This window comes from Cupriavidus sp. 22TCCZM01-5 (assembly GCF_057798915.1).
The window spans coordinates 106,587-133,335 of record NZ_JBYOJR010000016.1 but is presented as its reverse complement, the minus strand read 5'-3'; the positions used below and the strand labels follow the sequence as shown (position 1 = coordinate 133,335).

Annotated in this window: 25 protein-coding genes; 10 read left to right on the top strand and 15 right to left on the bottom strand. The window is 61.7% G+C overall.

Annotated features, from left to right (window positions below):
• The first annotated feature begins 229 nt into the window (after nucleotides 1-229).
• The gene (locus tag AC3FNH_RS16975; RefSeq protein WP_488720907.1) at nucleotides 230-721 is read left to right on the top strand and encodes a zinc-finger-containing protein; all 492 of its coding nucleotides are present in this window, start codon (nucleotides 230-232) and stop codon (nucleotides 719-721) included.
• Entirely contained in the window at nucleotides 721-1,686 is a 966-nt protein-coding gene (locus AC3FNH_RS16970) for an SOS response-associated peptidase family protein (protein ID WP_488720896.1), read from the top strand. The genes AC3FNH_RS16975 and AC3FNH_RS16970 overlap by 1 nt, the downstream gene beginning before the upstream one ends.
• 233 nt (nucleotides 1,687-1,919) lie before the next feature.
• On the opposite strand, the gene AC3FNH_RS16965 is transcribed toward AC3FNH_RS16970, so the two are convergent.
• The 11 genes from AC3FNH_RS16965 to AC3FNH_RS16915 all read right to left on the bottom strand — a co-directional run bounded on the left by AC3FNH_RS16965 (nucleotide 1,920) and on the right by AC3FNH_RS16915 (nucleotide 14,114).
• Nucleotides 1,920-2,471, bottom strand: coding sequence for a cupin domain-containing protein (locus AC3FNH_RS16965; RefSeq protein ID WP_488720895.1), 552 nt, complete (start codon nucleotides 2,469-2,471; stop codon nucleotides 1,920-1,922).
• A 568-nt stretch (nucleotides 2,472-3,039) separates the two neighbouring features.
• Entirely contained in the window at nucleotides 3,040-3,612 is a 573-nt protein-coding gene (locus tag AC3FNH_RS16960; RefSeq protein WP_488720894.1) for a DUF4337 domain-containing protein, read from the bottom strand.
• A 206-nt stretch (nucleotides 3,613-3,818) separates the two neighbouring features.
• A complete protein-coding gene (locus tag AC3FNH_RS16955; RefSeq protein WP_488720893.1) occupies nucleotides 3,819-4,097 on the bottom strand; it encodes an HU family DNA-binding protein in 279 nt (92 codons plus the stop codon).
• Nucleotides 4,098-4,200: 103 nt separating this feature from the next.
• On the bottom strand, nucleotides 4,201-5,703 hold the full coding sequence (locus tag AC3FNH_RS16950; RefSeq protein ID WP_488720892.1) for an NYN domain-containing protein: 1,503 nt from the start codon (nucleotides 5,701-5,703) through the stop codon (nucleotides 4,201-4,203).
• Between the two features lie 158 nt (nucleotides 5,704-5,861).
• Entirely contained in the window at nucleotides 5,862-9,017 is a 3,156-nt protein-coding gene (locus tag AC3FNH_RS16945; RefSeq protein WP_488720891.1) for an error-prone DNA polymerase, read from the bottom strand.
• A gap of 5 nt (nucleotides 9,018-9,022) precedes the next feature.
• Nucleotides 9,023-10,489 carry a Y-family DNA polymerase gene (locus AC3FNH_RS16940; protein ID WP_488720890.1) on the bottom strand — a complete coding sequence of 489 codons (1,467 nt, stop codon included), beginning with the start codon at nucleotides 10,487-10,489 and terminating at the stop codon, nucleotides 9,023-9,025.
• Nucleotides 10,413-11,120 carry a translesion DNA synthesis-associated protein ImuA gene (gene imuA, locus AC3FNH_RS16935; protein WP_488720889.1) on the bottom strand — a complete coding sequence of 236 codons (708 nt, stop codon included), beginning with the start codon at nucleotides 11,118-11,120 and terminating at the stop codon, nucleotides 10,413-10,415. The genes AC3FNH_RS16940 and imuA overlap by 77 nt, the downstream gene beginning before the upstream one ends.
• Before the next feature lie 79 nt (nucleotides 11,121-11,199).
• Nucleotides 11,200-11,415, bottom strand: a complete 216-nt coding sequence (locus AC3FNH_RS16930; protein WP_488720888.1) for a DUF2188 domain-containing protein — start codon at nucleotides 11,413-11,415, stop codon at nucleotides 11,200-11,202.
• A 109-nt stretch (nucleotides 11,416-11,524) separates the two neighbouring features.
• Nucleotides 11,525-11,719: a ribosome modulation factor gene (locus AC3FNH_RS16925; RefSeq protein ID WP_488720887.1), complete on the bottom strand. Its 195-nt coding sequence runs from the start codon at nucleotides 11,717-11,719 to the stop codon at nucleotides 11,525-11,527.
• Between the two features lie 723 nt (nucleotides 11,720-12,442).
• Nucleotides 12,443-13,363, bottom strand: a complete 921-nt coding sequence (locus AC3FNH_RS16920) for a nucleotidyl transferase AbiEii/AbiGii toxin family protein (RefSeq protein WP_488720886.1) — start codon at nucleotides 13,361-13,363, stop codon at nucleotides 12,443-12,445.
• Nucleotides 13,356-14,114 (bottom strand): type IV toxin-antitoxin system AbiEi family antitoxin domain-containing protein, encoded by a 759-nt coding sequence (locus tag AC3FNH_RS16915; RefSeq protein WP_488720885.1) that lies wholly within the window; start codon nucleotides 14,112-14,114, stop codon nucleotides 13,356-13,358. Before AC3FNH_RS16915 ends, AC3FNH_RS16920 begins: the two co-directional genes overlap by 8 nt.
• Nucleotides 14,115-14,613: 499 nt before the next feature.
• Between AC3FNH_RS16915 and rpoD the strand changes: the two genes are divergently transcribed.
• Entirely contained in the window at nucleotides 14,614-16,644 is a 2,031-nt protein-coding gene (gene rpoD / locus AC3FNH_RS16910; RefSeq protein ID WP_488720884.1) for an RNA polymerase sigma factor RpoD, read from the top strand.
• 60 nt (nucleotides 16,645-16,704) lie between these two features.
• Here the strand turns inward: rpoD and AC3FNH_RS16905 are convergent, their stop codons facing one another.
• The 4 genes from AC3FNH_RS16905 to AC3FNH_RS16890 all read right to left on the bottom strand — a co-directional run bounded on the left by AC3FNH_RS16905 (nucleotide 16,705) and on the right by AC3FNH_RS16890 (nucleotide 20,227).
• A complete protein-coding gene (locus AC3FNH_RS16905; protein ID WP_115666647.1) occupies nucleotides 16,705-16,908 on the bottom strand; it encodes a cold-shock protein in 204 nt (67 codons plus the stop codon).
• A 538-nt stretch (nucleotides 16,909-17,446) separates the two neighbouring features.
• Nucleotides 17,447-17,665 (bottom strand): helix-turn-helix domain-containing protein, encoded by a 219-nt coding sequence (locus tag AC3FNH_RS16900; RefSeq protein WP_488720883.1) that lies wholly within the window; start codon nucleotides 17,663-17,665, stop codon nucleotides 17,447-17,449.
• A 216-nt stretch (nucleotides 17,666-17,881) separates the two neighbouring features.
• Complete coding sequence (locus AC3FNH_RS16895) at nucleotides 17,882-18,988, bottom strand: RNA-guided endonuclease InsQ/TnpB family protein (protein ID WP_488720882.1); 1,107 nt, start codon at nucleotides 18,986-18,988, stop codon at nucleotides 17,882-17,884.
• 252 nt (nucleotides 18,989-19,240) lie between these two features.
• The gene (locus AC3FNH_RS16890; RefSeq protein WP_488720906.1) at nucleotides 19,241-20,227 is read right to left on the bottom strand and encodes a Bug family tripartite tricarboxylate transporter substrate binding protein; all 987 of its coding nucleotides are present in this window, start codon (nucleotides 20,225-20,227) and stop codon (nucleotides 19,241-19,243) included.
• Nucleotides 20,228-20,557: 330 nt separating this feature from the next.
• On the opposite strand from AC3FNH_RS16890, the gene AC3FNH_RS16885 reads away from it, so the two are divergent.
• The 7 genes from AC3FNH_RS16885 (at nucleotide 20,558) to AC3FNH_RS16855 (ending at nucleotide 26,748) form a co-directional block, all read left to right on the top strand.
• A complete protein-coding gene (locus tag AC3FNH_RS16885) occupies nucleotides 20,558-20,929 on the top strand; it encodes a helix-turn-helix domain-containing protein (protein WP_488720881.1) in 372 nt (123 codons plus the stop codon).
• Nucleotides 20,929-22,230 carry a type II toxin-antitoxin system HipA family toxin gene (locus AC3FNH_RS16880; RefSeq protein WP_488720880.1) on the top strand — a complete coding sequence of 434 codons (1,302 nt, stop codon included), beginning with the start codon at nucleotides 20,929-20,931 and terminating at the stop codon, nucleotides 22,228-22,230. Before AC3FNH_RS16885 ends, AC3FNH_RS16880 begins: the two co-directional genes overlap by 1 nt.
• An 18-nt stretch (nucleotides 22,231-22,248) precedes the next feature.
• The gene (locus AC3FNH_RS16875) at nucleotides 22,249-23,631 is read left to right on the top strand and encodes an AAA family ATPase (protein WP_488720879.1); all 1,383 of its coding nucleotides are present in this window, start codon (nucleotides 22,249-22,251) and stop codon (nucleotides 23,629-23,631) included.
• A gap of 209 nt (nucleotides 23,632-23,840) precedes the next feature.
• Nucleotides 23,841-24,674 (top strand): DUF6884 domain-containing protein, encoded by an 834-nt coding sequence (locus AC3FNH_RS16870; protein WP_488720878.1) that lies wholly within the window; start codon nucleotides 23,841-23,843, stop codon nucleotides 24,672-24,674.
• Between the two features lie 160 nt (nucleotides 24,675-24,834).
• Nucleotides 24,835-25,746 carry a tyrosine-type recombinase/integrase gene (locus tag AC3FNH_RS16865; protein WP_488720877.1) on the top strand — a complete coding sequence of 304 codons (912 nt, stop codon included), beginning with the start codon at nucleotides 24,835-24,837 and terminating at the stop codon, nucleotides 25,744-25,746.
• 126 nt (nucleotides 25,747-25,872) lie between these two features.
• The gene (locus tag AC3FNH_RS16860; protein ID WP_488720876.1) at nucleotides 25,873-26,307 is read left to right on the top strand and encodes an HU family DNA-binding protein; all 435 of its coding nucleotides are present in this window, start codon (nucleotides 25,873-25,875) and stop codon (nucleotides 26,305-26,307) included.
• 81 nt (nucleotides 26,308-26,388) lie between these two features.
• Entirely contained in the window at nucleotides 26,389-26,748 is a 360-nt protein-coding gene (locus tag AC3FNH_RS16855) for a zinc ribbon domain-containing protein (RefSeq protein ID WP_488720875.1), read from the top strand.
• The last annotated feature ends 1 nt before the right edge of the window (nucleotide 26,749 follow it).

Below are 26,749 nucleotides of genomic sequence, written 5' to 3'. Positions count from 1 at the left end.
CGGGAGGCCAATCTCAGCTGATGCCTGGGCCAGAGCAGTTACCCAGCGGCCGAGCGTACCCGTTTCTGCGTAGGTCGTGCTCGAGCCTGACCAGCATGGAATTCGAGGCTGGACCACGCCTGATCCGGCCGGTTCGTCGCCGGCCCGGGGCGTGAACCGCGCCGGTAGCGCCGCCCCGGCGAGAAACTCGGTAACATTGTTGCTAGGTTCCTTCGATCAATCATTAGCGATGCGCGTTGGCCGCCCCATTCCCGCACCTGTACGGCCGGTCTGCGACGACTGCGGCAACATCGCCCAGCTTGCCCAGACAGGTGACTCCGCATATCCCTACCTTGAGGATCATGGTCCCGTCTGGATCTGTGTGCCATGCCAGGCCTGGATCGGCGTCCGCTCTCGCAGCCGACAGCACACACCGCTCGGTCGACTTGCGAACGCAGAACTACGCGACGCGAAGAAGCGCTTGCACGATGCGCTGGAGCCCTTGGTGGTCGCAAAGATGCGCCGCGATGGCGTGAACCCATTCGAGGCTCGCGGCAAGGCGATCAAGTGGTTGGCGAGCGAGCTTAATTTCACCTTATCGACACCAAGTATTCATGCATTGACGCATGAACAGTGCGAGCAGGCGATCTGTTACGTAACCTACTTTCAGGCGACACGCCGGCGATACAGTGAACAGGCGCCGGATACGGGTCGCAAGATGGATGCGTCAGGAGAAGACTGATGTGCTATTCCGCCCAAATCCAGGCCAGCTATCGCAGGTACGTGCGAGAATTCGGTGCGCGCATCAGCCTTGAGCGGTTTGTGGACCTTTTCTGGGAAAAGCGACGTGATGGCGGCTGGTCGAAGCTGCCCAAGGCCATGCGCGCTGCATTCGAGGCGCCGACCAACGAGACTGAGCGTGCCATTGCGGATCTGATCGCCGCGGCCGAGCGAGAGCAGGCTAGCCTCTTTGAGGCAGAGCTGTTCCAGCAGAAGACGCGTCTGACGACTGCCGAGCGCACGCTGGCCACCAAGCCGACGAAGAAGGCGGAGAACGACCAGCGCATCGCCACGGACAAGATTGCAAGGGCGCAGCGCAACCTGGCGGACTTGCAGCGCACCGAATTACTGCCTCGCGATTCGCGGATATTTCCGGGTTACTACGCGCCCGTGCTCGTCGTTGAGGATGGCCAGCTCACCGTCATTCCGATGCGCTATCAGTGCCGCCTGCCTGGCTGGACTGCGGCGATGGAACGACAGAAGCCGGGTACCTACAATGCGCGCCGCGACAGCCTCAAGAAGGCCTGGCGCCAGCTCTATGGCTACAAGCACGGCATCGTGAACATCAATGCCTTCTACGAAAACGTCGCTCGGCATAAGATGGAGCATCGCGAGCTCGCGCCAGGTGAGGTCGAGGAGAACGTGGTACTGGAATTCCGCCCGGAGCCGCAGCAGGACATGCTGGTGGCCTGCCTGTGGTCCTTTACAAAGGGCGGGGAGGGCGAAGCCGACCTCTACTCATTCGCCGCGATCACTGACGAGCCACCGCCTGAAGTGAGCGCTGCCGGTCACGACCGTTGCATCGTGCCGATCCACCGCGAGAACGTCGACGCGTGGTTGCACCCGGATCCCAGGAACCTACCGGCACTCGATGCCATTCTCGACGACCGCAGCAGGCCTTATTACGAGCATCGGCTGGCGGCCTGACTACGCTGATTCGGGAATTGTGTAGGAAAACGCCGCCTACGCCACCGGGGAGCGTCAGCCTATGCTGTTCCCATGGCGCACGATTCCCTTGCCCGATACCGCGACAAACGTGACCGGGATCCAACCCAAATGATGGCGTCGATCTCGCGCGCATAGGTAACGCTGGGCCAATTACCTTGAGAAGCGACTACGGTTAATCGCTACGGTAGTCGGCCAGCTCGGATACCGCACCGCTAGATACGCTTTCGATCAATCAGAATGGCCAGAAACAGCGCAGTTCCATCAATTGCAGTCCAAGCGTGGTTGGTACCGCGCTGGATGACCACATTGCCGGGCACGAGCTCCGTCTCTGCATTTTCGAGGATCAGTTTTGCTCGTCCCTTGAGTAGACAGATGATGTCCAAAGTGTCCGTCTCGTGCATGCCGGGATGGCGGCTTTGGTCAATCATGTGGTGATCCGCGCCAATCCGGGCAAAACCTGCTCGTGCCAGCGACCGTAGCGTTTCAGCGGGAACGCCGCCTGGCATCGGCTCAATGGCGAACCAGCGTACCTTGATCTGCTCGTCGTCTGGCGCAAGAATCGCTGACACCGGCCCCTTGTCTTCCGCCAGCCCCGGACTAAGCGTATCGCCAAGCCCCTCAGCCCAGATCTCCATTAAGCCGCCAAGCCCTGCCTCTACCGAAGCGCCTGACGGCGGGCCGTCGACGATGATCACCGATTTGCCGTCTCTATCATCGCCGGTAACAACCCGACGCAACATTTCTTCCAGTCCTGGGTAGCTCATATTCAAGTCTTATGCAGTATCTCGTTCGTGGATTATGTCGTCTTAAGGCACCAACAAGGCCGTCAATGCCAGAGTCGTGAAGCTGGAACAACCACGGTCCAAGTGGTGTCGTATCCATCGAATGGGTTATGCAATACAAGCACAACCACTAGGAACAGCAGCGCTGAGAATGCACCACCCTTCTGGGTCTTGTTCATAATCGCTTTTCCGATGTACCGACGATCAGTGACCGATGTTCTTCCACTTTGGAGCCGGCGCAGACGTAGCCTGCGGGACAGGCTGCTTGGACCGTTGTGTCATCAGAGCGACCACAGCGTTGTCACAATCACTCTTCTCTTCGGGATTTGGTGTGATGTCAGACGTCAGCTTTGTCTGGCACTCCTTGTCCCGCTGCTTGGCGTCATCAATGTGATCGGAGTACCAAGCGACGGTATGCGCATGAGCTGAGTGGACAGCAATCGAGGCTGCGATTGCGGAGCCCACGGTAAGCGCGAAAACGTTCTTCTTCATATGGTGAATACTGGCTGCCGGCCAGTGCTTGGGGCGCAGACCGCGCCAGGTACTTTTCCTACACGTGAAGCAGTGCGAGCACGGCCAAGACTCCACCGACTGCACCAGCACCATATGAGACGGCCTGTAACCACCGGCGGCGCGACAACAGGGTGATGGCCGCAAGCGCGATCGCGACCTGGACGGCAACGACAGCTTGCGCCCAACGGTGGTGGTGATGAACGGCTGCCTCGCTGGCTTCATCTGCTCGCCTTGCTTGCTGTTCTTGTGCGTCCGCCTTCTGACGAATGGCTTCCTTTTCGGACCCGTACCGCTGGGCCTCTCGCTTGGCCGCAGCCTGATCGACACCAGGTAGTTGCGCGGTGAGTTCGGCGATAGCCTGTTTCTGTCCTTTGGCCTGATAGTAGGCCCACTGATTGGCTGCCTCAGTCTTGTGGATCGAGGCTTCGTTCTTCAACAACAGGGCCTCGTTCTGAGTTGCCCCGCCCTGGTACCCAAAAATCGCCCCTGCCGTCGACAGAAGTGCGGTCATTACGGCAATGCGCCCTGCAAAGCTATCCGCGTGGCCAGTTTCCGCTGCGTGTTCCAGCACGTGGTCGTGGGCGCCGTGTACGTGAAATCCCTCAGACATCTCTTGTTTCTTCCCGCTTTATCTTAGAACAGCCGCTTGAATACCCAGACAGCACCAATGAGAATAAGGGCGATCACGACGACGCCCTTCACGCCGTGACCATGCATAAACGCACCGAGCGTGTGGCTTGTGGCGAGCTTTTCCAGGGGATTAGTTCTGCCAGAAAGTCGCTTCCGTCAGTGGGCTATCCCCTGCGCCTCGGGGGTTCATTGGTTGACAGCATCCTTGAACTTCTGGCCAGCCTTGAACTTCACAGTCTTGGCGGCTTCCACCTTGATTTCCTCTCCGGTGCGCGGATTGCGCGCCACGCGCTCACCACGTTCGCCCTGGCTAAACGTGCCAAAGCCGATCAGGCTTAGAGGCTCGCCCTTGCCCACTGCGTCCATGATGGCGCTGAGTGTCACATTTAGCACTTGCTCTGCTTTGGTTTTTGTCAGGCCGTCTACACCGGCTGCGATCGCGTCGATCAGTTCGCTTTTGGTCATGCTCTTTTCCTTCTCTATGTCAGCTACCGGCCGACATTCGGGGCGCGGTTGCGCCGACGACTTTTCCCTTTTTTATGACCCGCATTCCGGCGACCTTGGCCCCTCAGGCGCTCTCTCGTGAGAGCGTGCGGCAAGCCAGCCACAATTCAATGGTGGTAACCATCGTTTGATCGAGCACCATCTGCTCTCGAACGCATTGGGCTTTTACGCTATTTGCTAACTTCATACCGAGGGATGCGGTGTCATTGGGTCCGTCTTCAAACGAGTGACCGCAAAAGAGAAGGCCACGAAGGACGTGGTTAATATCCGAGCGACTGATTGGCGTCCCCGATGCCTTGCACCGGTCGCGCACGCGCTTTGTGGTCTCTATGAGATGGAATGGATGGGCGAGAACGTCAGCCTGCACGTTCCCTAGCAGCAGCCGGTACCGCTCTGGGGAAAGCAGCGGCACCCCAGTCACCTCATGCACCTGCTTTGCAGCTGAGTGAAGATGCTGAGCGTCACCCCACAGGTCCGGCTGACGCTGCATGGGAGCGGTGCCCGCTCCGTTGGAGACAATTCCGCCTGAGGTGGACCAGTCGAATACAGCGGGGCGAACATCGAGGGATTCTGCAAACTTGCGGAAGGTGCCCCGGCCATTCCAATCCGCAGCGAGTTGAGGGTACTTCTGGATAATAAGGTTCGCAAGCGTAGCGCATTGGATCGGCTGCTTGGCCCCGCTCACTTCAAGTTTCACTAAGTCAGTGACTGCCCTTGCCAGGCCATCGGAATCCCCACTGCCTTGCCGGCGCGCCGGCGTTGACGCGGCATGGCGCTTCGGGTCATGCACGGACCCGCCCCCTTCCCAGCTTACCTGCAGGGGAGCCAGACCTCGAGAGTCTAGCAGCGCCTTGAAACTGCCGAACCCCGCCCACGATGAGGCGTCCATGCCGTCCACATCAGACAGCACCACTGCCGCGAGGCGCGAGAGGGCCACCGGCCCAGGAGCCTCCGCCACAACCTGATGCATTAGCTTGAACGCGGCTTCGGCGAGTTCTCCACGAGATGCGCCTGGTTCGCCGGCAGGCGTCGGAGCTTCGACATCGTCGTCAAATCCCAATGCGTTGCGAATGAAATCGTCCTGGTCGATGAGAAGATCGGCGGATGCCCGGTACGCCGCCGAAGGAAAGCCGATGGCAAGAACCGTCGTGCGGCGGTCCCAGCGACGCAGCTTCCGAAGAACGGGGGTGAAGTCGGCATCCGCAGAGAAGACAATGAACTCCTCGTATCCCGCCTCATGTTGGAGGAGATCAACAATGTCGAGCACCATATGAATATCGGTGCTGGTCTTCCCATCACTGGTGAGAGCGGGGCAATCCACGATCTCGAATCCGGCCAGATTGAACGGTGGCCGAAAACGTTGGTATGCCTGGGGATTGAGGTAACAGCGGCGAACGAGCACGCGTCGTCTTGCGCCAACGGGCGCGTGATCGGGCGAACTCAGCGTGCCAATGAGCCACTCAATCCATTGGGTGGGATGGCGCGCGAAGCGGTCCGCATAGGCAGGGTCGAGCCGTCTCAAGCCCGAATAGACGTTGTCGAAGTCGACGAACAGTGCGCTCTTCATTCTTCCTTGCAGCGATCTGGGTTGACACTTCTTATCAACAGGTGAGCAAACCGAATTCCGATTGTATTACGAGCAAGTCTGCCGGGGAGCACGCAATTACGCAATGCACAGCCGGCCTAAATACCAGTCCTAGGATTCCGCACGACGCGGAGGTGGGATTAGCAGAAATTCCGGCTCGCCGTATCAAGGCGGCCAAGCAGCGGAGAAAGATCCACGATGCGCTGCGCGATCAGATGGCGGACTTCGCCCTCGCGTTGCCACTGTCCGTAGATGCCGGCCATCCTCGCGCCGAGGACCTCTTTGCGAAAGCGTTCGAAGACGCCAGGCCACACTATCACGTTCACAACGCCAGTCTCGTCCTCCAACGTCATGAAGATGACGCCATTTGAGGTGCTCGGGCGCTGCCGCACCGTCACTATGCCGGCCGCGCGGGCGGTCTGCCGTGGCTGGTATTGCGCCAACTCCGACGCTGGCACAAAGCGCCACTCGGCCAGCATTGGGCGCAGCAAGGCGAGTGGGTGGCGACGAAGCGTCAGGCCCATTGCCCTGTAGTCCCGAACGATCTCTTCGCCCTCCGTCGCCGGCGCCAACTCCGCCGGCTCTTCGACGAGTTCAGCGGCCCGCAGCATGTCCTTGTCGGGTACCGATGCGGCAGCCAGCCAAAGTGCCTGTCGGCGCCCGCCGGTCATCGATGCCAGGGCATTGCCTGCGGCGAGGGCTTGGAGGTCGTTCCGATCGAGCCCGGCACGCCGAGCCATCTCCGCCGTGCTGGCGAACGGCCGAATCGCACGGGCCTCCTCGATGCGGTGTGCGGCCTCACGCCGCATCCCGCGAAGCAGGGACAGGCCGAGTCGCACTGCGGCCCGCATGCCGTCTCCCGGCGGATGTTCGAGAGCGGAATCCCAGCCACTGACCGACACATCAGCAGGCAGGACGATGACGCCGTGGCGCTTCGCATCCTGCACCAGCTGCGAGGGCGTGTAGAAGCCCATGGGCTGGCTGTTCAGCATCGCGCAAAGGAAGGCCTCGGGCTCATGGCATTTCAGCCAGGCGCTGGCGTAGACGAGCAGGGCGAAACTGGCCGCGTGGCTCTCGGGGAATCCGTACTCGCCGAACCCCTGGATCTGGCGGAAGATGCTCTCGGCGAACTCGCGGTCGTAGCCGCGCTCGAGCATGCCTGAGACGATCCGATCGTAGTATTTATCGATACCCCCCTTGCGCTTCCACGCGGCCATAGCGCGCCGCAACTGGTCGGCTTCGCCGGCCGAGAAGCCGGCGGCCAGCATGGCCACCTGCATCACCTGCTCCTGGAAGATCGGCACACCCAGCGTGCGCGACAGCGCCTTTTCCATCGCGGCACTGGGGTAGGTGACTGGCTCGAAGCCCTGCCGCCGCCGCAGGTACGGGTGCACCATGCCGCCCTGGACCGGTCCGGGACGGACGATGGCGACCTCAATGACCAGATCGTAGAACGTGCGAGGCTTCAAGCGTGGCAGCATTGACATCTGGGCGCGCGATTCGATCTGGAAGACACCTACCGTATCGGCCTGGCAGATCATGTCGTAGGTCGCCGGGTCTTCCGCGGGAATGTCCTGCAGCTCGAAGGCCTGGCCACGCTGTTCCGAAACGAGGTCGAGCGCGCGTCGCACTGCGGACAGCATGCCTAGCGCCAGCACATCGACCTTCAGCAGGCCCAACGCATCCAGATCATCCTTGTCCCACTGGATGACGCTGCGGTCCGCCATCGCGGCATTCTCGATAGGCACGAGTCGTGACAGCTTGTCGCGCGCGAGCACAAAGCCGCCCGTGTGCTGGGACAGATGGCGGGGAAAGCCGAGTAATGAGACGGCCATGTTCGCCCATCGTTGGGAAAGCTCAGCTTGAGCGTCGACGCCGCTTTCTGCGAAGCGCTTGAGCAGATCCGCCTTGCCATCGAACCAGTGATGCGACTTGGCGACGAGGTCCACGATAGCCGGATCCACACCCAGCGCCTTGCCAGTATCGCGCAAAGCGCTGCGCGGGCGGTAAGTCGTCACCGCGGCCGCGAGCGCTGCCCGGTCTCGCCCGTATTTACGGTACAGGTACTGGATGACCTCTTCGCGTCGCTGGTGCTCGAAGTCGACGTCAATGTCCGGGGGCTCGCCGCGCTCCTTGGAAATGAAGCGCTCGAACAGGAGATTGCCGCGCGCGGGGTCGACCTCCGTAATGCCCAGGCAGTAGCAGACCGCGGAATTGGCCGCCGAGCCACGGCCCTGGCACAGGATACCGTTGGAGCGGGCAAAGCGCACGATATCGTAGACCGTCAGAAAGTACCGTTCATAATCCATGTCCCGGACCAGCGCCAGTTCGTGCTCGAGCTGCTGTTGCACGACAAGAGGAATGCCGGCGGGGAAGCGGCGGTGCGCACCGGCGTATGTCTCGGCGCGCAGATAGTCCGCGGGTGTGGTGCCGTCCGGCACCACTTCGTCGGGGTATTCATACCGCAACTCATCCAACGAAAACTGGCAGAGGTTGGCGATGTGGATGGATTCAGTGAGATAGCGGTGCGGGTAGATGTTCGCCAGACGCAGGCGCGAACGCAGGTGCTGCTCGGCATTGGGTGCCAGGTCGTAGCCGCACTCTGGAACAGGACGGCCCACGCGGATCGCCGTCAGCACGTCGTGCATTGGCTTGCGCGAGCGCACGTGCATGGTGACGCAGCCGGTGGCCACGAGGCGCAGATGGTGGCGCGCCGCGGCCGCCTCGACCGTCCCGCGGTGGATATCGTCCATCGGGCGGTACAGCAGGTTCAGGCCCATCCAGGCCCGACCGGCGAAGGTGGTGCTCACCCACGACGCTTGCATGTCGAGCTTGTCCGCCGGCACGCCGTAATCCGGCGTGAAGACGATCAGGCAGTCGGGCAACCCCTTGAGGTGCTGGTAGGGTGCCTCTGGTGCCGCGAGGTCGCGGGGTGTCAGGACATAGGAGCCTTTGGCGGCGCGCATGCGGGCCAGCGTAATGAGCTCGCATAGGTTGCCATAGCCTTCCCGGCTTCTGACCAGGGCCAGAAAGGACAGGGCAGGGGAGCCATCGGCATTCTGCAAGCGGAACGAAGCCCCAACGACCAGGCGCATGCCTGCCTTCTTCGCCTCGGTGTGCGCGCGCACGATCCCCGCCAGCGAGCATTCGTCCGTGATCGCGAGCGCGTGGTAGCCCAGCTGTGCCGCGCGCTCGGCCAGCTCTTCAGGACGGGATGCGCCCGTGAGAAACGAGAAGTTGGACAGACAATGCAGTTCCGCATAGTCGGGCAGGCCTGCCGCGAGGATCTCACTCATGGTGGCTACCCGAAGAGGCCGTGCAGGTACCACCGCGATTCGTCCCCTTCGCGGCTACCCATACGCTCCTGGAAGATCCAGTAGCAGGTGTGGTCCCTGCCTTCTGCCACGAAGTAGTCGCGCGTGACCAGTTGCCCACCCCACCAGCCGGCTTCGATGCGCTCGGGTGGCGAGTCGATGTGCAGCGGTGAGCCGTAGAACGGCCGATGATCCCGCTCGATGAGCGGAACCGGCTTGCCCAGGAGCCAGGTCGGCCGAGGCAGGGCTGCCGGCAGGGACACGCGTGCTGGCTTCTCCGTAGCCGGCAGCCAGTCGTTGGCCACTTCGGGGCGGTAGTCTGCCCGCAAGCAGGGCTGGCGAACCTTGTCGGCGCCGAGGCGAGCGCTGAGCAGCTCGAGCAGCCGGGCGTGATCGGCGGGCGTCCCGCCAGGTTCCGGGAAGAGGGAGTCCGTAGGCGGCGCCACGGGCTCCGTGTCGATCGCGGAGACGGCCACGGCAATCATCGGCGCATCGACCACAACGAGGGCGAGCCGCTCCTTGAGGATGCGGACCAGGTGTTCCTCATGCCAATTGGGCTCCGCGAGCGCGATCTCGATGGCCCTCGACGGGATTGCCGCGCGGCCGCGCTCATGGCGCAATTCGACCCGAAACCGCTTGATGGCGAGGTGCCGGGCAGTTAGCCAGCCGACCATCTGCACCAGCAGGCCGCGAACATACGCCAGTGTCTGTTCGGCATTTTCGATGCGGTCAGGCAGGTCCACCGCCGCATCGAATGCTGGCGGCGCCTCGGCCCACTCGAAAATCTCCGGCGCTTCCCCGTAGGCACGATCCAGTGCATCCAGGAAGTCGGCGCCACAGCGACGCTGCAGACCGGCGCGAGGCAGGCGGCGCAGATCCTCCAGCGTGCGGCAGCCGAGCCCATCGAACCAGTCGGCAAACTTGCGCGCCGCGGGTAGGGTAAGTATCGGCAGGCCGGCCAGCCGGCGTTGCAACGACGCCATAGTCAAAGCAGTACCACCACCCGAGCGCGCCAGCAGCCACGCTCCTTGCGCCGTCGGGGCGCTGCCGACCATCGCGCTGAAGCCCATCGCCTCGACCGTCTCGATGATCCGTCGGCGGAGCTTGCGCGGCCCACCGAAGAGCCTCAGCGTGGAGCTGACGTCGATCAGGATCGCGGCTTCTTCCGCTGCCGCCACATTGGGCGAGAACTGCATCGTCGCCACGGTGATTCTCGCCAGCGAGTCGTCTTCCGTGCCGCTATCTCGGTCGAACAAGATGGTGGCCGGCGCGATGGTTTGCACACCGCCGCGGCGCATGCCCAACTTTACGCCTGCGGTCAGTGCCAGGGGCGTAGCAAGATGGACCCGTTCCTTGTCGAGGACGGCAACGGCCAGTTCAGTGGTGGACCAGCTCGGCCGGAAGACTTCGAGGGGTAGCGACGGCAGGCGTAGGCAGATCCACAAGCGCAGCATGGCGGTACAACAGAATGGGAGAGGGTTCCAGCGCGACGAGCAGAGGGGTCTCTTGCTGCGGCCCGCGGCGCTTCACAAAGTTGACGGTCACGCCGCCGATGGCCGGCTCGAGGGCCAAGCGCAACGGTGACGGCGAGGCATCCCGCGCGCACGCCGCGGGGCGCACCACGAAGAAGAGCGTGTCCGACGTTTGCGCCGCCAAGTGCAGGCGCCGCAGGGCGTCATTTCTAAGGTGGGATTGCCAGAAGACCAAAACACCGCAAGTGCCGGCCCGCAAGATTTGCTCGGCCGCCCATAAGACGTCGGCAGTCCGTTGCCCATCAATCCACAGCAGTCGCTCCGGCGGAATTCCCCAATTCGCCAACGACAGGGCTTGTGGCGCGTGCGGGGGAGCCAGGAGCGCGATCGGGCGTCCCGAGCGGGCCACAAGTGCGGGACGCAGCAACCGGAGCTCGCCGATGCCGGGCTGCTGTTGCAAAAGCTCCGTCTGGCTGCCCATCGGCCACCCGCCGCCGGGCAACTCCTTATCCAGCGCGGCGTAGCCGGTCGACACAGTGCGCGCGCTGCCCCGGGCAAGCTGGGCAGCGAGCCAAAGTGACGGATGGATGGTTTCAGGGGCGACGGTGAGCATGGCGTGTCCTGTTACCAGAGTACTGTATATTTATACAGTTGTCACCTGGACGGAACGCCACGCCGCGTCGCCGCGGTGGTCATCCCTTGATATTCCGCGGGTCGTGGCCGAAGGAATTGCGCTCGCGGACCTTTCCGTCTCGACCATGGATGAAGAGCTCGACCTTGTCGCGTTTGGCACGCTCGGTACCGGCGGCGACGGCGGCCTCTTGTGTAGCGTGCATAGTGCGGTCAGCTTTACCGCCCACTTCAACGGCCCAGCCATTGTCGGCCGGCACAACATGGACGTCTTTCATGATGCCCTCGCTATTGGCTGCTATGGCATCAGTCTCGCGTTACTCCGGCGCGGCGGGATATCCGAGACTGTCCTACGCGGTCGGATGCGATTTCGTCGGCATGCACTGGTCAGGCTGGCAAGTTAGCGATGTGCGGACGCGCGACTCTGCCTTCGATGTAGCCACTGCTCCAAGCCAGGGATTGGCCCGAAGCGAGTAGGTAGGGGCAGGCGGTCGATGAGATGCCACGTCGACCAGCGTCGAAGCCGGCACGCCAAGCTCGTGCATCTAGGGCGATGGCAGGCGGCGTAGAGACTTGTTTCATCCTGGGGTGTCAAACAGCAACTACCAAAAACCTATGAAACCCGCGGATTAATCGTGTCCTTCCCATCCGCCCGCTTAACGCACACGCGTCAGCCGTCGTCGGCAAGAGAGGGCGAATGTTGCTAGACGGGCCGCGGTCAAAAAAGACAGCCCTCAATCCGATGGAAGAGAGCCGTAGAACGTCCAAGAAGAATCGGGTAACGCCTTACGGGTTGCCCGCGGTATCAGTATCCGCCAAGTCGCCGTGGTCGGCAATTCGGTCGCCACGCGGGGCGTCGGATCGCAAAAAGAACCCGCGCTCACCGGGGAAGGGGCGCGGGTGGTAGCAGGCCTACCCCCGCAGGATACGGCGATATAAACATCGGGCAACACTGGATTAAACACCATTTTTCCCGGTAGTTCTGCGGGGCGACGTTGACGCCGCGACGAACCCTGGCAATCCCAATTGCCGTGTTGTGACTCGGCTCTGAGGGGACGAGAATCACTTTCACGCGTGAAAGTCAGTTGGCTGTCGAACCCATGCGTCACCGTGCAGGAAGATCATCGTCATTCCGATGCGCTACCAGTGCCGATTCCGGGCTCGACCGCAACAACGCAGCGGCAGAAACCGGGGCGCGTACAACGCGCGGCGACAGTAAGGTCTGTCACCGCCAGCGACCAGCGGCGCTGACCGGATCACAGGCGCCTACGCACCGCCGGCTTCCAGAGATTCCCGACCCGGACTTCAGACCCGGTTAAGGCCGGCTTCCAGTAATGCAGCCTGCGCGGAAAAGTCGCTAGGTCGCCGCTTGCGGAAGGTTTCCAGGTTGCTGAGCTTCCATCGCAGTGCGGGCATTTCGGCGGCATGCCGACATTGCAGCAGGGACCAATCAGGTTCCGCGCGGGCCAGGCCACACAGGAATTGCTTTTGAGCCGCACTCAGCCGTCGCGGCAATTCCTGACGCAGTCGCTCGCGAGCCTCCAGCAAAGTTTCCAGGGAACAGGGAACCTCAGTCATGCCAACAAACGCCCGGTCGTACTCTGCGGCGATATCCTTGTCGTTGCCGAGAAGGACTTCATGCGTGGGCCGGTTGTGGCCTGCTAGATAGACCACGAAGCATTCCACCATGCCGTCGGTAAGGCTGCCCGACTCATAGAGTTGCCACACGTCGAACAGATCGCGGGGATGCTGCCGGTCCAGCGCGGCCACCAGCTTGCCTGCATAGAGTTCATCCTGCGCCAGGATCGGCAGCTCGAACTCGACACCGAACAGGTCGCTGGCCTTGGCACACAGCGGCCGGTGCTCCACCGGCAGTACGGTGCCGCGGAACACCACGTTCACCTCGACCTTCACTTGGCTCGTCTCGTTCTCGACGATCAGCTTGGTTTCCCCGATATCCTTGGCGCGAATCAGGCGCGTTTGTAGGCCCAGCGGCTGAACCCGTTCCCCGACGGCAGCCAACTCCTGATTGATCGCCCGGAGCGCCTCATCGCGCGGCACTTGCCACGGCAGGTACACCACGTCGATATCAACCGACAGACGTGGCATGTTCCGCACGAAAAGGTTGATGCCGGTGCCGCCCTTGATGGCGAAAATGTCGTTGGCAAACACGTCGGGTGCGACGGTCAGCAGCAAGCGAACGGTGTCTGCGTAGGTTTTATCCACGGGGTTTTAGGCTAAGCAAAGTGCCGTCGTCCAGTCGGCTCATCCAGCGCTTGGGGCTGCCAGTACGGACCGCGTACTGTTCCAGCAGGGTATCCACGTCCACGAGGTTCGTTTCGCGTGCCCATGTGAGGAACAGGCGTACTGCCTTCACGCTGGTACAGCAGGTCAGCAACCGTCCCAGCAGATCCTTTCGGGGCGAGCGCAACCCGTCGAAAAGATTACGAGCCTCTTCAAGGCTTTGCTTGACACCCACCTCGTACAGCAGTTCGAGCATGGCGCGTTCGGGGGTGGCAACGTGCAACCCTTCAGGCAGGCTCGGCGGGGTGGTCAGGGTTTTTCGTCTCAATTCGTCGTCGGGCCAGTCGAACAGGTGAGCATGGACGTAGCGCGCGGGAAAACGCTTCGTGAACCAGGTCGGCAAGGGAAAGCGGTTGTCGCCCCATAGCACCAGTGCATCCCGGCTGCCGAGGTTGTGCCTCACACCTTGCCAGGCCAGCGCACTTTTGCCGCCGACATGAAGCCCCGGCACTCGCCTCTGGAGAAACAATAATGCGCCGTAGACGCTGAAGTCGTCGTTCGGATACGCGTAGACGCCTTGAGCGAGACGCACGAGCCACCCGCCGTCGACGTAATGGGCGGCGAGTTGGGGCGAGACCCCGAATTGACTCAGCACGGCAAGGTCGAACGGGGCTCCGCGGGGCAGCTCCGCCTGTAGACGCTTGATTACATCATATCTGGAACTTAACTCCATGTTTGTAATTTTACACCAAATCCAATCACCGCTCGTCCCGAGACAGCCTAATGATCGAAAAATAGCAATTGGCTTTATTATCTCAGCCCGATCTAATCACCCCTGATTTCCCGACAGACGGCGGTCCCACCCAGCGGGCCGAGCGTTGTGGTCGCCGCAAGCCGACGTCCAATGCACTGGCGCCCGCGGCGCGACGCCGCTGTCGCAGTCACCACCGGGGCCTGACTCGCGTTTCTTCCGGCATGCGGGAGCCCATCCGTACACTCGCAACACGATTTAACATAATCCTTATTCGGCGTCGTTGAGCCTCATAAAGCACATTTACCTAATGATCTCAAGGGAGCCGTAGCCACCACATATTGCACCGCACAACGACATCTGGTAGGATCCAAAATCCCCATTCTGCGCACAGCGGATTCCGCGAGAGGCATTCCGGCCTCGACTATCCGTGCGTCATTCCACGATTTCGTTCGCACCCCGGCAGCCTTGACCAGCCGTCATGTCCGCGACGATTGTCGGCCAATCCGTCGAGGAGAGTGTATTGGCAAATCCAGTTCGCGACGATTCAGCATCCCGCACGATCGCGGTCACGTCAAAGACCGGCCGCCGCTCTCCAAAAGGAAAGCTCCAGGCGGTCGTAACACCGCTGGACAAAGCGTCCATGGCGCGTCAGGACGAGGAGCGTCAACGCCAGATGCGCGCGCTGATCGCGCTTGGTCGTGAGCGTGGCTATCTCACCCACGCGGACATCAACGATCACCTTCCCGACAACGTTACGCAAACTGCTGCGATGGAGACGATCGTCAGCACGTTCAGCGACATGGGGGTGGCCGTGTACGAGCAGACGCCCAACGCGGAGACGCTCCTGTTAAGCGATGCCGCGCCTGCCACGGCATCCGACGATCAGGCGGACGAGGAAGCGGAAGCTGCACTGTCGACCGTCGATTCCGAATTCGGCCGCACGACTGATCCGGTCCGGCTGTACATGCGCGAAATGGGCGCCAGTGAACTGCTCACTCGCGCCGGCGAAATCGAAATCGCAAAACGCATTGAAGGCGGCTTGCAGGACATGATTCAGGCGATCGCCGCGTGCCCGTCAGTCGTGTCCACGATTCTCGCCGATGTGGACCGCATCGTTGCCGGCGAACTGCGTATCGACGAGCTGGTCGCTGGCATCAGCGACGACGTGAACGAAAGCGAAATGGCGCTAGAGTCCGATGAAGTTCAAGTGGAAGCAGACGCCTCCGACGATGACTCAGACGGTGACGAGGCTGAAGCGGACGCCGGGGATCCGGAGCAAGCGAACGCAGCCCGCCTCGAAGAACTCACGGTCGACAGTCTTGCGATTTTCGCGCGCGTGCGGGCACTGTTCGAGCAGTTGCCGGACGCGCCCGTGACGGGGAAAGCCCGTTCCGCAGCCGTTGCGCGACTGCGCTCGGAGATCCAGCGCGAACTGGCGCCGATCCGCTTCACGGCCAAGACGATCGAGCGCCTGTGTGCCAGTGTGCACGAACAGGTTACCGAGGTTCGAGCGATCGAGCGCAGCATCCTGGAGATCGCCGTCGACCGTTGCGGCATGCCGCGCGAGGCGTTTGTCGAGTCGTTCCCGGGCCACGAGACCGACCTTAAATGGACCCGCCACATGGCGGCGACTTCGCCGCAGTTTGGCGCCGCGCTCAAGCGACATCTGCCGGCCATTCAGGCCGGCCAGCAGAAGCTCATCGACATCGAGGCCAGGGTCTCGCTGCCCCTCCAGCAGCTCAAGCAGATCAATCGCCAGATGAGTGCCGCGGAGTTGAAGATGCGGCAGGCCAAGCGAGAGCTAATCGAAGCGAATCTTCGCCTTGTCATTTCAATCGCCAAGAAATACGTGAACCGCGGCATGCAGTTCCTGGATCTCATCCAGGAAGGCAATATCGGCCTGATGAAAGCGGTGGACAAGTTCGAATACCGGCGCGGCTGGAAGTTTTCGACGTACGCCACCTGGTGGGTCCGACAGGCTGTCACGCGCGCGCTTGCCGATCAGGCGCGGACCATTCGTGTGCCGGTCCACATGATCGAGTTGATCAACAAGCTGAACCGGATTTCGCGCGAATTCCTGCAACAGACGGGACAGGAAGCGCATCCCACTGTCCTCGCCGAGCGCATGGAGATGTCCGAGGAAAAAGTGCGCAGTATCCTCAAGAGCGCGAGGCAACCTGTCTCGCTCGAGACCCCTGTGGGCGACGACGCCGACGCGACGCTCGGCGACATGATTGAGGATGTCTCGGCAAGTTCACCGGCTGAGGCCGCGATTCAGGCGAATATGCGCGCCGCGATCGATGAGGCACTCGACGGGTTATCGCCGCGCGAGGCCAAGGTCCTGCGGATGCGATTCGGCCTCGATACGACCTCTGATCGCACGCTTGAAGAGGTCAGCAAGCAGTTCGACGTGACCCGCGAGCGGATCCGTCAGATTGAGATCAAGGCGATGCGCAAACTGATGCATCCCAGTCGCGCTGACAAGTTAAGGCCCTTTCTCGAGCATTGAGAAAGGCGGAGGCGCGCGCCCCCTTTCGACGCCCTGCTCCAGACCCGCAGCGCAGAAAACTTACAGCGGTTTGATGCTCGCTGCCTGCTTGCCCTTGGGACCCTGCTTGACTTCAAAACTGACCTTCTGGCCCTCTTGAAGCGATTTGAAGCCGCTTCCCTGAACCTCGGAGAAGTGCGCGAACAGGTCATCGCCGCCGTCGTCCGGCGTGATGAACCCAAAACCCTTCGCATCGTTAAACCACTTGACGGTACCTGTTGCCATGTTCTGAATGTTCCAAGATTTCGATGACGCCGCCGGCCTGCGCCAGACGTGCGGCCATCTTGTATCACAGGTGAGCCGTCGCCGACAATCCGGTGTTATTTGAGCGGCTCCGCTGAGCCGTGCCATGACGCTTGCTGGGCGGAGTCAGCGACAAGGGGTCTCCTAGCGTTCGGCGAACGCTTCGGCCGCGTCCTTGATCTGCTCGAGCATGCCTCGCTCAAGCGCTTCCAACGGTGAAATGTTTTCGAGGGATGCCTTGGCCCACATGGAAAACCGGCGAAGAAGGCATACCGGTCAGCTCAGACAATCGGCGGGCGCCCCGTCTACGGCTAAGGGCTGTCAGGTCGATCGCGCTCCGTCCTTCGCAGCGATCTCCCTAGCCCCGTTGAGGCCCTTCGGGCTGTCGAACTGCCGTTGCAGACTGATGACAGGCTCCGTCAGCTGTTATTGCCTGGCGAGGCCAGTCCCAAAGCCGTTGTCCAGGGATGACCTGATCGGCAGTCGGCCAGGCGACTGCATTCAACCAACCATCCGCCCGCTATGCATGGGGTTCCCAAGCAGGGTCGCCAACCTTTGCCGCATGAGTCGCTGCCTGCTCAAGCCAAGAACCATACGCCTTCGGCACGACCAGCATCGTCAAACCCAGTCCGTCCAGCACACGCAGGACGTGCTCGAGATTGACGCCCCTGCCGTTCTCTAGCTTGGACAGCATGCCGACAGACACACCACAATGCCTTGCTGCCTGGTCAATAGGCATCCCTTCCCCTGCTCGGGTGGCGCGAATGCGGTCACCCAGTTGCGGAATGGTACGGATGGTGGCGCGTGAGGGGGGCGTCGGATCAGGGAGTGGTCGTGGCATGGAACACGTTCCGTGCAGAAGGAAAGCCAGCGTGGAGGCGGCTCACAGGGTTCTTTCGCTATCGTGAAATTATACTGGACACGACGACAACCGCTTTTGACGTCCTCCCCGACCTCAGCCTGCGGCTGCCGCGCCGGGCGCGGAAAGGGCGGGGATTCCTCCAGCGAGACGGTCACGTCCGACCGCGAGAATGTTCGGAGCAGCGTTGCGGTCACGATCGTGGGTCGTGCCACATTCACTGCATGTCCATTCCCTTATTCCAAGACCTGCGACACCTTTCGGACCCGTGCGAGAACGACAGCACGAACAGGTTTGGGAGGAAAACGCTTCATCGACTTCATCGAACCATACGCCTGCGTCAGCGCACTTGTACTGCAGCATGGTTCGGAACGCCGACCAGCCCGCGTCCAGCACTGATTTTCCGTGCTGGGATCGCGCGAGGGCCTGTGCATTCACGTTGCCGACAAAGATCGCACCATACTCGCGAGCGAGTTGGGTGCTGAGTTGATGCAGAAAATCCTTCCTGCGATTGGCGATCTTCATGTGGATCACCCTCACGCGAGCCTTCTTGCGAGCGCGCTGGGCGATGGCCAGAGCAGGCTCAAGGTCGCGGTAGAAGCGCTGAGCTTCCACGTTCTGAAGGCTCTCGTCCGAGAAGCCAGCGAAGGTCTTGAGACCCAGGTCGATGCCCAGTTCCCACTTCGATTCGCTGAGCTGAGTTGGCGTAGACTTGACGGTCACGTTCAGATACCACCGCCCGCGGCTGTCTTCGCTAATGGTGCCCGCGCCAAGTTCGTAGCCCGACAGACCATAGGTATCCCAGACACGCAAATGCAGGCCCTGGAAATGAACCTGCCCACTACGCCATACGACCGAGCGGGCTTTGAAAGGTATCCAACCCAGCGATCGGCGCGCGCCACAGCTCTTGCGCCAGCGGAGCTTGACCTTGCGGTGCTGCCTTCTGCGTGTGGCGTACTCCTCTGCAATCTGCTGGAATACGGCCGATCCGATGCCCAGACCTTCCTTCGATGCACCGTTTAAGTATCGCTGAAGCTCGATGCCAGAAGCGAAGCGGCGCTCACGCTCGAATATCTTGTAGGAAAGCTCGTTGCAGTAGTTCCAGACGAAGTTGACCTCCCGCGCCATCGCGGACAGCGCCGAAGCGTGTTTGTCTTTGATGCGCAGGCGGAGGACTCGAACGGGAGTATTACAGCGAGCCATGATGAGTACTCAGATCGTCGATCATCAAGTCAGGCACAGTACCACGCCTGCGTGGCGGGTCAAGCGCGGTTGAAGTCGTGCTTTGCACGACGCGCTATACCTCCCCGGCTTGAATGCCGGGGCTTCACGCGCATCATGGTGAGATAGGCCGTTGGGCGATGGAATCCTTTGCTTGCCAGATTCGGCTAGATGCTAGCGAACGCCGCGCAATACACCAACTTGCGCGGCTCCACTGTCTGCGGAACAAGACCCCTAGTCGAGCGAAATCTTGCCGGCTTTGACGATTGCCGCGTAACGCGCGGTGTCCCGCTCGATCAGCTTGCGAAACTCATCCGGCGTACCACTCACCGGCACAAAACCCAGGTCGGTCAGCTTTTTTGCAACATCCGGGTTGCGCACAGCCGTAGCGATCTCCCTGGCCATCCGGTCGACGATTGCCTGCGGCGTGCCAGCGGGCGCGAGGAGTCCAGTCCACGAACTCATCACGAAGCCCGGAAATCCTGCTTCTTCCATGGTCGGGATATTTGGCTCGCCAGGCCAGCGTTTGGCAGATGCCACCGCCAGCACGTTGATCTTGCCCTGCTTCGCGTGCGGCATCGGTACGAGCAACGGATCGAATGCAACCGAGACCTCGCCCGAAACAAGTGCCGGCAAGATCGGGGCGCTACCGTTATACGGGACGTGCGTCATCTTTACCTTCGATTCCATCGCGAACCGCTCGCCGGTCAGATGCGCCGAGCTGCCGACGCCGCTGGAGCCAAAGGTAAGCGTGTCTGGATGCGCCTTGCCGTAAGCGACCAGCTCGGCCACCGTCTTGACCGGCAGCTTCTTGCTTGAAAATAGGAACAGCGGCAGCTCCGCCATTTGAGCAACTGGCACCAGATCCGACGGTTTGTAGCTCAGTTTTGAATACAGCGACATGTTTGCGCTGTATGCCGCCAGGACCGACACGAAGGTATAACCGTCCGGTGCCGAGCGGGCCGTGACACCGACCCCCAGCGTGCTGTTCGCGCCCGGCTTGTTCTCGATGATGATCGGTTGCCCAAGACTTTGAGAGACCTTCTCGAATACCACGCGCGACACAGTGTCGGTAGATCCCCCGGGCGTGTAGGGAACAATCACTTTGATCGGCTTGGCGGGCCAGGCGTCGGCCGCGACGGCATTGTTGCCAACAGCAACGCAGGCGATAGCCGCAAGCTGCACCACGCTGATCAAATGCTTCTTGACGCTCAATTTCATCTCCATCTTTCATTGTCCTGCGGCCCTATTTTCTTTCTGGAGGGCATTCGCAACCGACACGGTCGGCCGATCCATTTTCCGTGCGGCAGCATCGAAGATGTGGGAAAGAAGAGCCCTCTCCGCCGAGATTTGCGCGATAAGCGCACAAAGGCGCCGCATATGACGCTTCACGCCGTTTGGGCATCTAACCCACCGAACCCAGGTCCGGAATAAGCACTCACACATAAGCGAAAAACCAAAGTGATCGCTCATATCTGAGCGATCACTTGACCTCTCACCGAAGGTTGGCGAAAATACTGCGGTATAGTCACCCGCCCCATAACCGCTCACATGGCCACCCGTATCTTTCAAAAGCGCTCATATATGAGCGCTAGTGATGACAACGTCTTGCCGACGCCAGTCTCTCGCGCCTTGATAAAACTGGGCCACGACCTGTCGCTGGCCCGCCGTCGCCGACAGCTGACACAGGAGTCCATGGCCGAGCGCATTCAGACGTCGGTCGCCACCCTGCGTCGGATGGAAAAGGGTGACTCGCGGGTACAAATCGGGACAGTCGTCCAAGCATTCTTCGTCCTTGGCGAGCTCAACAAAATCACTGACCTGCTGGACACGGCGTCCGATGAGATTGGCTTGTCACTCATGAACGAGCGGCTGCCCCAGCGCGTGCGGCGCAAGAGCGCCAAGAAGACGGGGGCACTCTAATGGCCCTCAAACAAAAGAAGGTGAGCGTCGTGCTGGGCCAGGCCGGGATTCCTCTTGGCGAACTGTCGTATACGAAGGACGGCAAACGGGAACATTCCAGCTTTTCTTACGATAACGTCTGGCTGGCCGGTGCTGACAGGTTTTGGATTTCACCCGACCTCCCCCTTGTAGAGGGCAACCAGTTCCGCAAAGCTCCCTCCAAGGAGGACTCCATCTTCCATTTCGCGTTCGCGGACACGGAGCCCGACGGTTGGGGCTGCCGGGTCATCGCGCGCGACCACGCCAAGCGCCGCAAACAGGCCCAGCAGAACGGCAAGCCCGTCCCAGCCGCCGAATTGAGCGAGTTGGACTACCTGCTGGGCGTTGACGATGTGAGTCGAATCGGCGCCGTCCGGCTTGTCGACCAGAATACCAAGGAGTTCCTGCTGGTCATCGAAGACGACGGCCGAGGCACACCGCCGCTGCTAGAGCTCGCACACCTCATGGCAGCTTCTCGCGCGGTGGAGATGAACCAGGAGACCGAAGCCGACTTGCGCTACCTGCGCGGACGCGGTACGTCGCTGGGCGGGATGCGCCCGAAGTGCACCATCGTCGATGAAGACGGCCACCTGGCCATCGGCAAGTTTCCAAGTGTCAAGGACGACCGCAGCGTGACCCGGGGCGAGATTCTGGCCCTGCACCTGGCAGCCGCCGCGGGCATCTCGGTAGCAGACTCCCGCATCGTCATGTCTGATGACATCCCTGTCGCGCTTGTTCGCCGGTTCGACCGGGTCGCCAATGGCGGGCGAATTCCCTACCTGTCAGCTGGCTCAATGATGCAGGCTTCTCGGCAGGAAGACTACGCATACACGCAGATTGCCGACGCCATCATCGCCAACAGTGTCGATCCCGCCCGCGACCTTGAAGAGCTATGGCGTCGGCTGGCGTTCAATCTGCTTATCACAAACGTCGACGACCACGTACAAAACCACGGCTTTCTGCATGTGGAGCACGGCCAGTGGCGCCTGTCGCCGGCCTTCGATATCAATCCGTTCCCCGACAAAGATCAGGAGCTCAAGCTGTGGCTCGATGAAGGCTATGGCCCCGTCGACTCCATCGAAGCGGTCGTAGGTGTGGCTGCCTATTTTCGCCTCAATGCGGCTGCCGTTCAGCGAGTGCTGGGCCAGGTGCACCAGGCCATCGTCGACTGGCAAACCGTCGCCCGGTCTTCCGCCGTGGGCATGACCGCACGCGACCTGGACGATTTCGCGCCCGCGTTTGAGAATGAACAGATGAGCATCGCCAGGACGATGCTCCAGTAGGCTTGGGACTATTGGAGCATGACCTCCTGGGAATTCTACGGACGGATAGGGACGCTGGAAACTCTGGACCGGATTGTCCATAGGCCAAACTGGTTCTTCTGCCGCATCCAAGGCCGACGACGCATCGGTAAGATAACCCTGCTGCGTGAGCTGTCCAAGGGCGAACCGTCGTTACTCGCCCGGATGGTCTACATGCAGATACCGGACTCAGACGAGCGAGATGTGGCGGCTGGGTTCCGCCGGGCACTGGAAGACTGCGAATCCGAGATCGCAAATGCACTGGCCCCGCAAGTCACTGACTTCGCGTCGATGTCCGGCGTGATCGGCCATCTATGCCGCCGCGGCCTGATAGTCGTGTTGGACGAATTCCAGTATTTCACGCAGGCGAGGCTCTACACCTTCAACTCATTCCTGCAGGAGCAAGTGGACCGGTTGCGCGATACGCAAGCGGGCGGGCTGTTTGTCCTTGGCTCCCTGCAGTCGGAAATGAGCGCGCTCCTCGACGACAACGGTGCGCCGCTCTTTGGGCGCCTCACGGCGACTATCGATCTGCAGCACTGGGATTTCGAGGACTTGATCGAGGTGTACGGTGCACACGATATCCGCGAACCGCACCATTGGCTCACGCTCTGGAGCTTCTTCGAGGGCGTTCCCAAGTTCTACCGGGACGCGCATGACCAAGGCCTGTTTCAGGCGGGCGCCCGGTTTCAGGAAGCCTTACTCGAGCGGATGTTCCTTCGCGAAGGCAGCCCTTTGGCCGAAGAGGCAGACACCTCCTTCCTCCGTGAGGTGAAGGGCAGACTGCTCTCAGTCCTAAACTTCCTCTCGGAACATCCGGGCTCGAGCCACGGGCAACTGGTCGGCACACTGCTGCGGGATGAAGACGAAGCGTCGTTGAAGGTCACAGTCAAACGCTTGGTCGAGAATTACCATATGGTCGACAAGCGCCACCCGGTGTTCTCGGAGAGCAAGAGCCGCAATTCCCGCTATTACATCACCGACAACTTTCTGCAGGCGTGGCTGTCGGTCGTGAAGCCGGCGCGGGACGCTTCCCGCATGTGCCCGTTATTGAAGGCGATCGATCTAACGCTCCCTCGGCTGCACGGGCACGAGGGATACGCGTTCGAGAAGCTGATTCGTCAGTTGCATGTAGAGTGTTCGCGAAAGGGCGTGGGCGATTTCTCGCCGACCTCCATCGAACTGGGCTACTGGAATCGGCCGCGAGGCCGGCAACCTGCATTTTCCCGAGAAAAGCGCTACGCCCGGCTCCGCGAGATCGTGCGCAATTGCGCCGGCCAGCATCCACTCGATGCTATCCGACGCATAAGTACCACCTGCACGCGATCGCCGGGATGCTGGATGCGCGGCATCCGCGCTATGCGTGCACGCGAGCACGTCTGAATGCGTGCCGCAACCGCTATTGACAGACTTCGCCTCCAAAAGTGGTCGTCGGGTAAGCGGTGGCGGCGCCCAGAATGTGCGGCTCGCCGCTTCGGCGGATGGATGCAAGCGTGCAGTGTGTCGCAGCCATGTGCACGTGCGGCCCTCGGCCCGCCCTTGACTTTGCTGGGGCGCCGGTAGAGTGAAAGCATCCATGCGACATCACGACCATGCTTTCGCAACTCACCCCATTTCCTCCGGCGCCTGACCGCGCCAATCGCGCCAGTGCGCCAGCCCTACTGCTGCTTGCCTGTTCCGGCACGAAGCTCGACCGGCCGGCGCCCGCGATCGACCTCTACCGAGGCGTCATGTACGAGTCATACCGCGCCCACCTGCGCGGGGACGCCGCACCGAACGTCCTGATCCTCTCCGCACGACACGGCTTTCTCAACCCCGACACCGAGATTGCCCCTTACGACGAACGGATGGCGCCGGAGCGCGCGGACCAGATGCTGGCCGATCTGCCGACCTACCTGCGCGCCACGGCGTGGCCACCCAAGGTTGGCATGGTGATGCTGGCTGGCGGCAAGGAGTATCGGCGCGTCATGCGCGCGGCACTGGCGCGCCAATACCGCGCGGTGCCGACCATGCGGGAGACGACCGGGGGGATCGGCATGCAGCGCTCCCAGCTCGGCGCTTTCCTCGCTGGTCTTGCGCCGGCATTCAGCGACCAAATCGGCCAGCATCCCAACGGCACACCGATTTGTCGCCGCTATGGCTGGATCGAGGCCGGCGCCATGGCGAGCCTGCGGTACCGCGCCGTGCCCGGTCACCCTGCCCTGACGGCACGTGTGCTGGCCGTCTTCGAGGGGCCGAGCGGGCCAACCGCCGATGTCGAGGTCGAGGAGCTTGTCCGCGGCCGCACGACAATCGGCCCCCGCTGGGTCAGCGTCGCGGCACTACGCCCTGCTCCAGGAAATCCTGCGTTACTGCGCCGCGGAGTGCTTGCTGGCGTGTTGCTACTCGCAGGAATACCGCTTGCAGGAAATTGCCGACATGCTTGACGCAGCCTATCCCCGCTACGCGCGAACCCGTGCACGGCTGCTTGCGCGGCGCAATTGCCATGGCCGCCCGCGCTTCTGACCCCCTCGCCTGCTAGCAATATCCGCCTCAGCGAGGCGGCAGGGATGTGGGGAGAGGCAATTTCAGTATATAACAGCAGCTATGGATACCCTCTGGCTGACGAATCCCACCCTGGCCTACCGAGACTGGCAAGCGCGTGAGGCGACCGGCTCGGACCGCCGCCCGTTCTCGGCCCGCTCAATCGTCCAACACCAGGCGATGTTCGAGCACTTCCGCCGACATCTACTGGCCAGGGGAACGTCCGTCATCGCGTTTGGCGCCGACGATATCGAGGCGTTCTGGCTGAGCGCGGAGGCCTGCACCTATGCGCAGGCCACGCGCATGCGGTACGTTAAGCTGCTGGACCGGCTATGCCGGCACCTGATCTTCGCCGGCGTGCGTCAGGACAACCCAGCTGCCTCTCTTCTCGCCGCCGAGCGGTGGCCGGACATCGAACCCACGCCGCAGTATCTCGACGCCGACGCCGATGCGCGGCTGCAGGCCTATCTGGAGTCGCCTGCCGACGAACTGGCACAACTGCGCAGCTGCGCCATCGTCGCCACGTTTCTGGCGACCGGCATCACCGCCGCCGAAGCCCGTGCCGCGCGCATCGTGGACCTGGTTCCGGACGCCAGCCCCCCTTACCTCTTCGTGCCGGCACACGGGCCACGAGAAGCCCGCACAGTGCACCTACCCGACTTCGCTGTGCCTGTACTGCGTGTGTGGCTGGCACGGCGCAAGACGTTGCCGGTCGAGGGCAATCGACTATTCACGCTCACCCCGGACGGGCGCCCGATCACGGACATGAGCTTCGGCCGCATCGTGTCAGCGGTGTTCAAAGCGATTGGCGGGGCGGACGCGGAGATGAGCCCGCGCACACTGCGCAATACCTTCGGCCGACGGCAACTACTGGCCGGACGCTCGCGCGAGAAAGTCAGCCAGATGCTGGGCCTGTCCAGCCACCGCACGTGCGACCGCATCGCCGCCACGATCCCTGTCGACAGACCGTTGTAAGCGCGCACCGTTCGAACGCTGCGTGAAATCCCGGCCTTGCACAGCCGCCCCTCTTTGCTATGCTTCGCCGGTGGCTGCAAGCCAAATCCGGCTTGCAGGCGCGCATTTCCATCCAGACCTATGACTATGGCCACGAAAGCAAAACCTGTAGCAAAGACTGCAACGAAGACCGCAGCGAAGAAAGCCGCTCCGGCCAAGAAGGCTGCCGCCCCGGCTAAGAAGGCAGCCGCTGCTGCCCCGGTCGCCAAGCCGATCAAGGACACCTTCAACAAGTCCAGCCTGCTGGCTCACCTGATCGAGCAGACCCAGCTGGAAAAGAAGGCCGTTCAGACGGTGCTTGCCCATCTGGAGAACACCATCGTCAGCGCCATTCACAAGAAGGGTGCCGGCGAATTCACCCTGCCGGGCCTGTTCAAGGTGCAGGCGATCCAGGTGCCCGCCACGAAGAAGCGCTTCGGTAAGAACCCCTTCACCGGTCAGGACCAGTGGTTCGCCGCCAAGCCGGCCAGCGTGAAGGTGAAGGTGCGTCCTCTGAAGAAGCTCAAGGACGCCGCGCTGTAATCGTTTCGCGACCGACAGCTGCAAAAGGAAAGGCCCCGAAATCTCGCGATTCCGGGGCCTTTCTGCACGTTGACGACTTGCATGGCGAAGAGATACGGCACGCACCTTGTGTTTGCAGATCGCTGGTTTCCGTCGAGTAAGCTGATGTCCTGCTGTGGCAATAAGCTCGACAGACTTGCGCTTAGCGAGCGTCGCATCGTGTGCCCGGCCTGCGGCATGAGTCATGACCGCGATCACAACGCAGCGATCAACCTTGAACGGCTCGCAACCGAAACTGCGCTACCCGTGGCGAGTGGTTCGGCAACGAATCGCACTGCGAGAGGCATGTCGCCAATTGTAGGCGGGAAAGTTACGTCCGTCAGAGACGAGGTCGGCCAGCAAGGAGCCTCGGGCGGGAAGGAAACGGCGCGCACATTTGCGCACGCTTTTCATAGCAGATGAC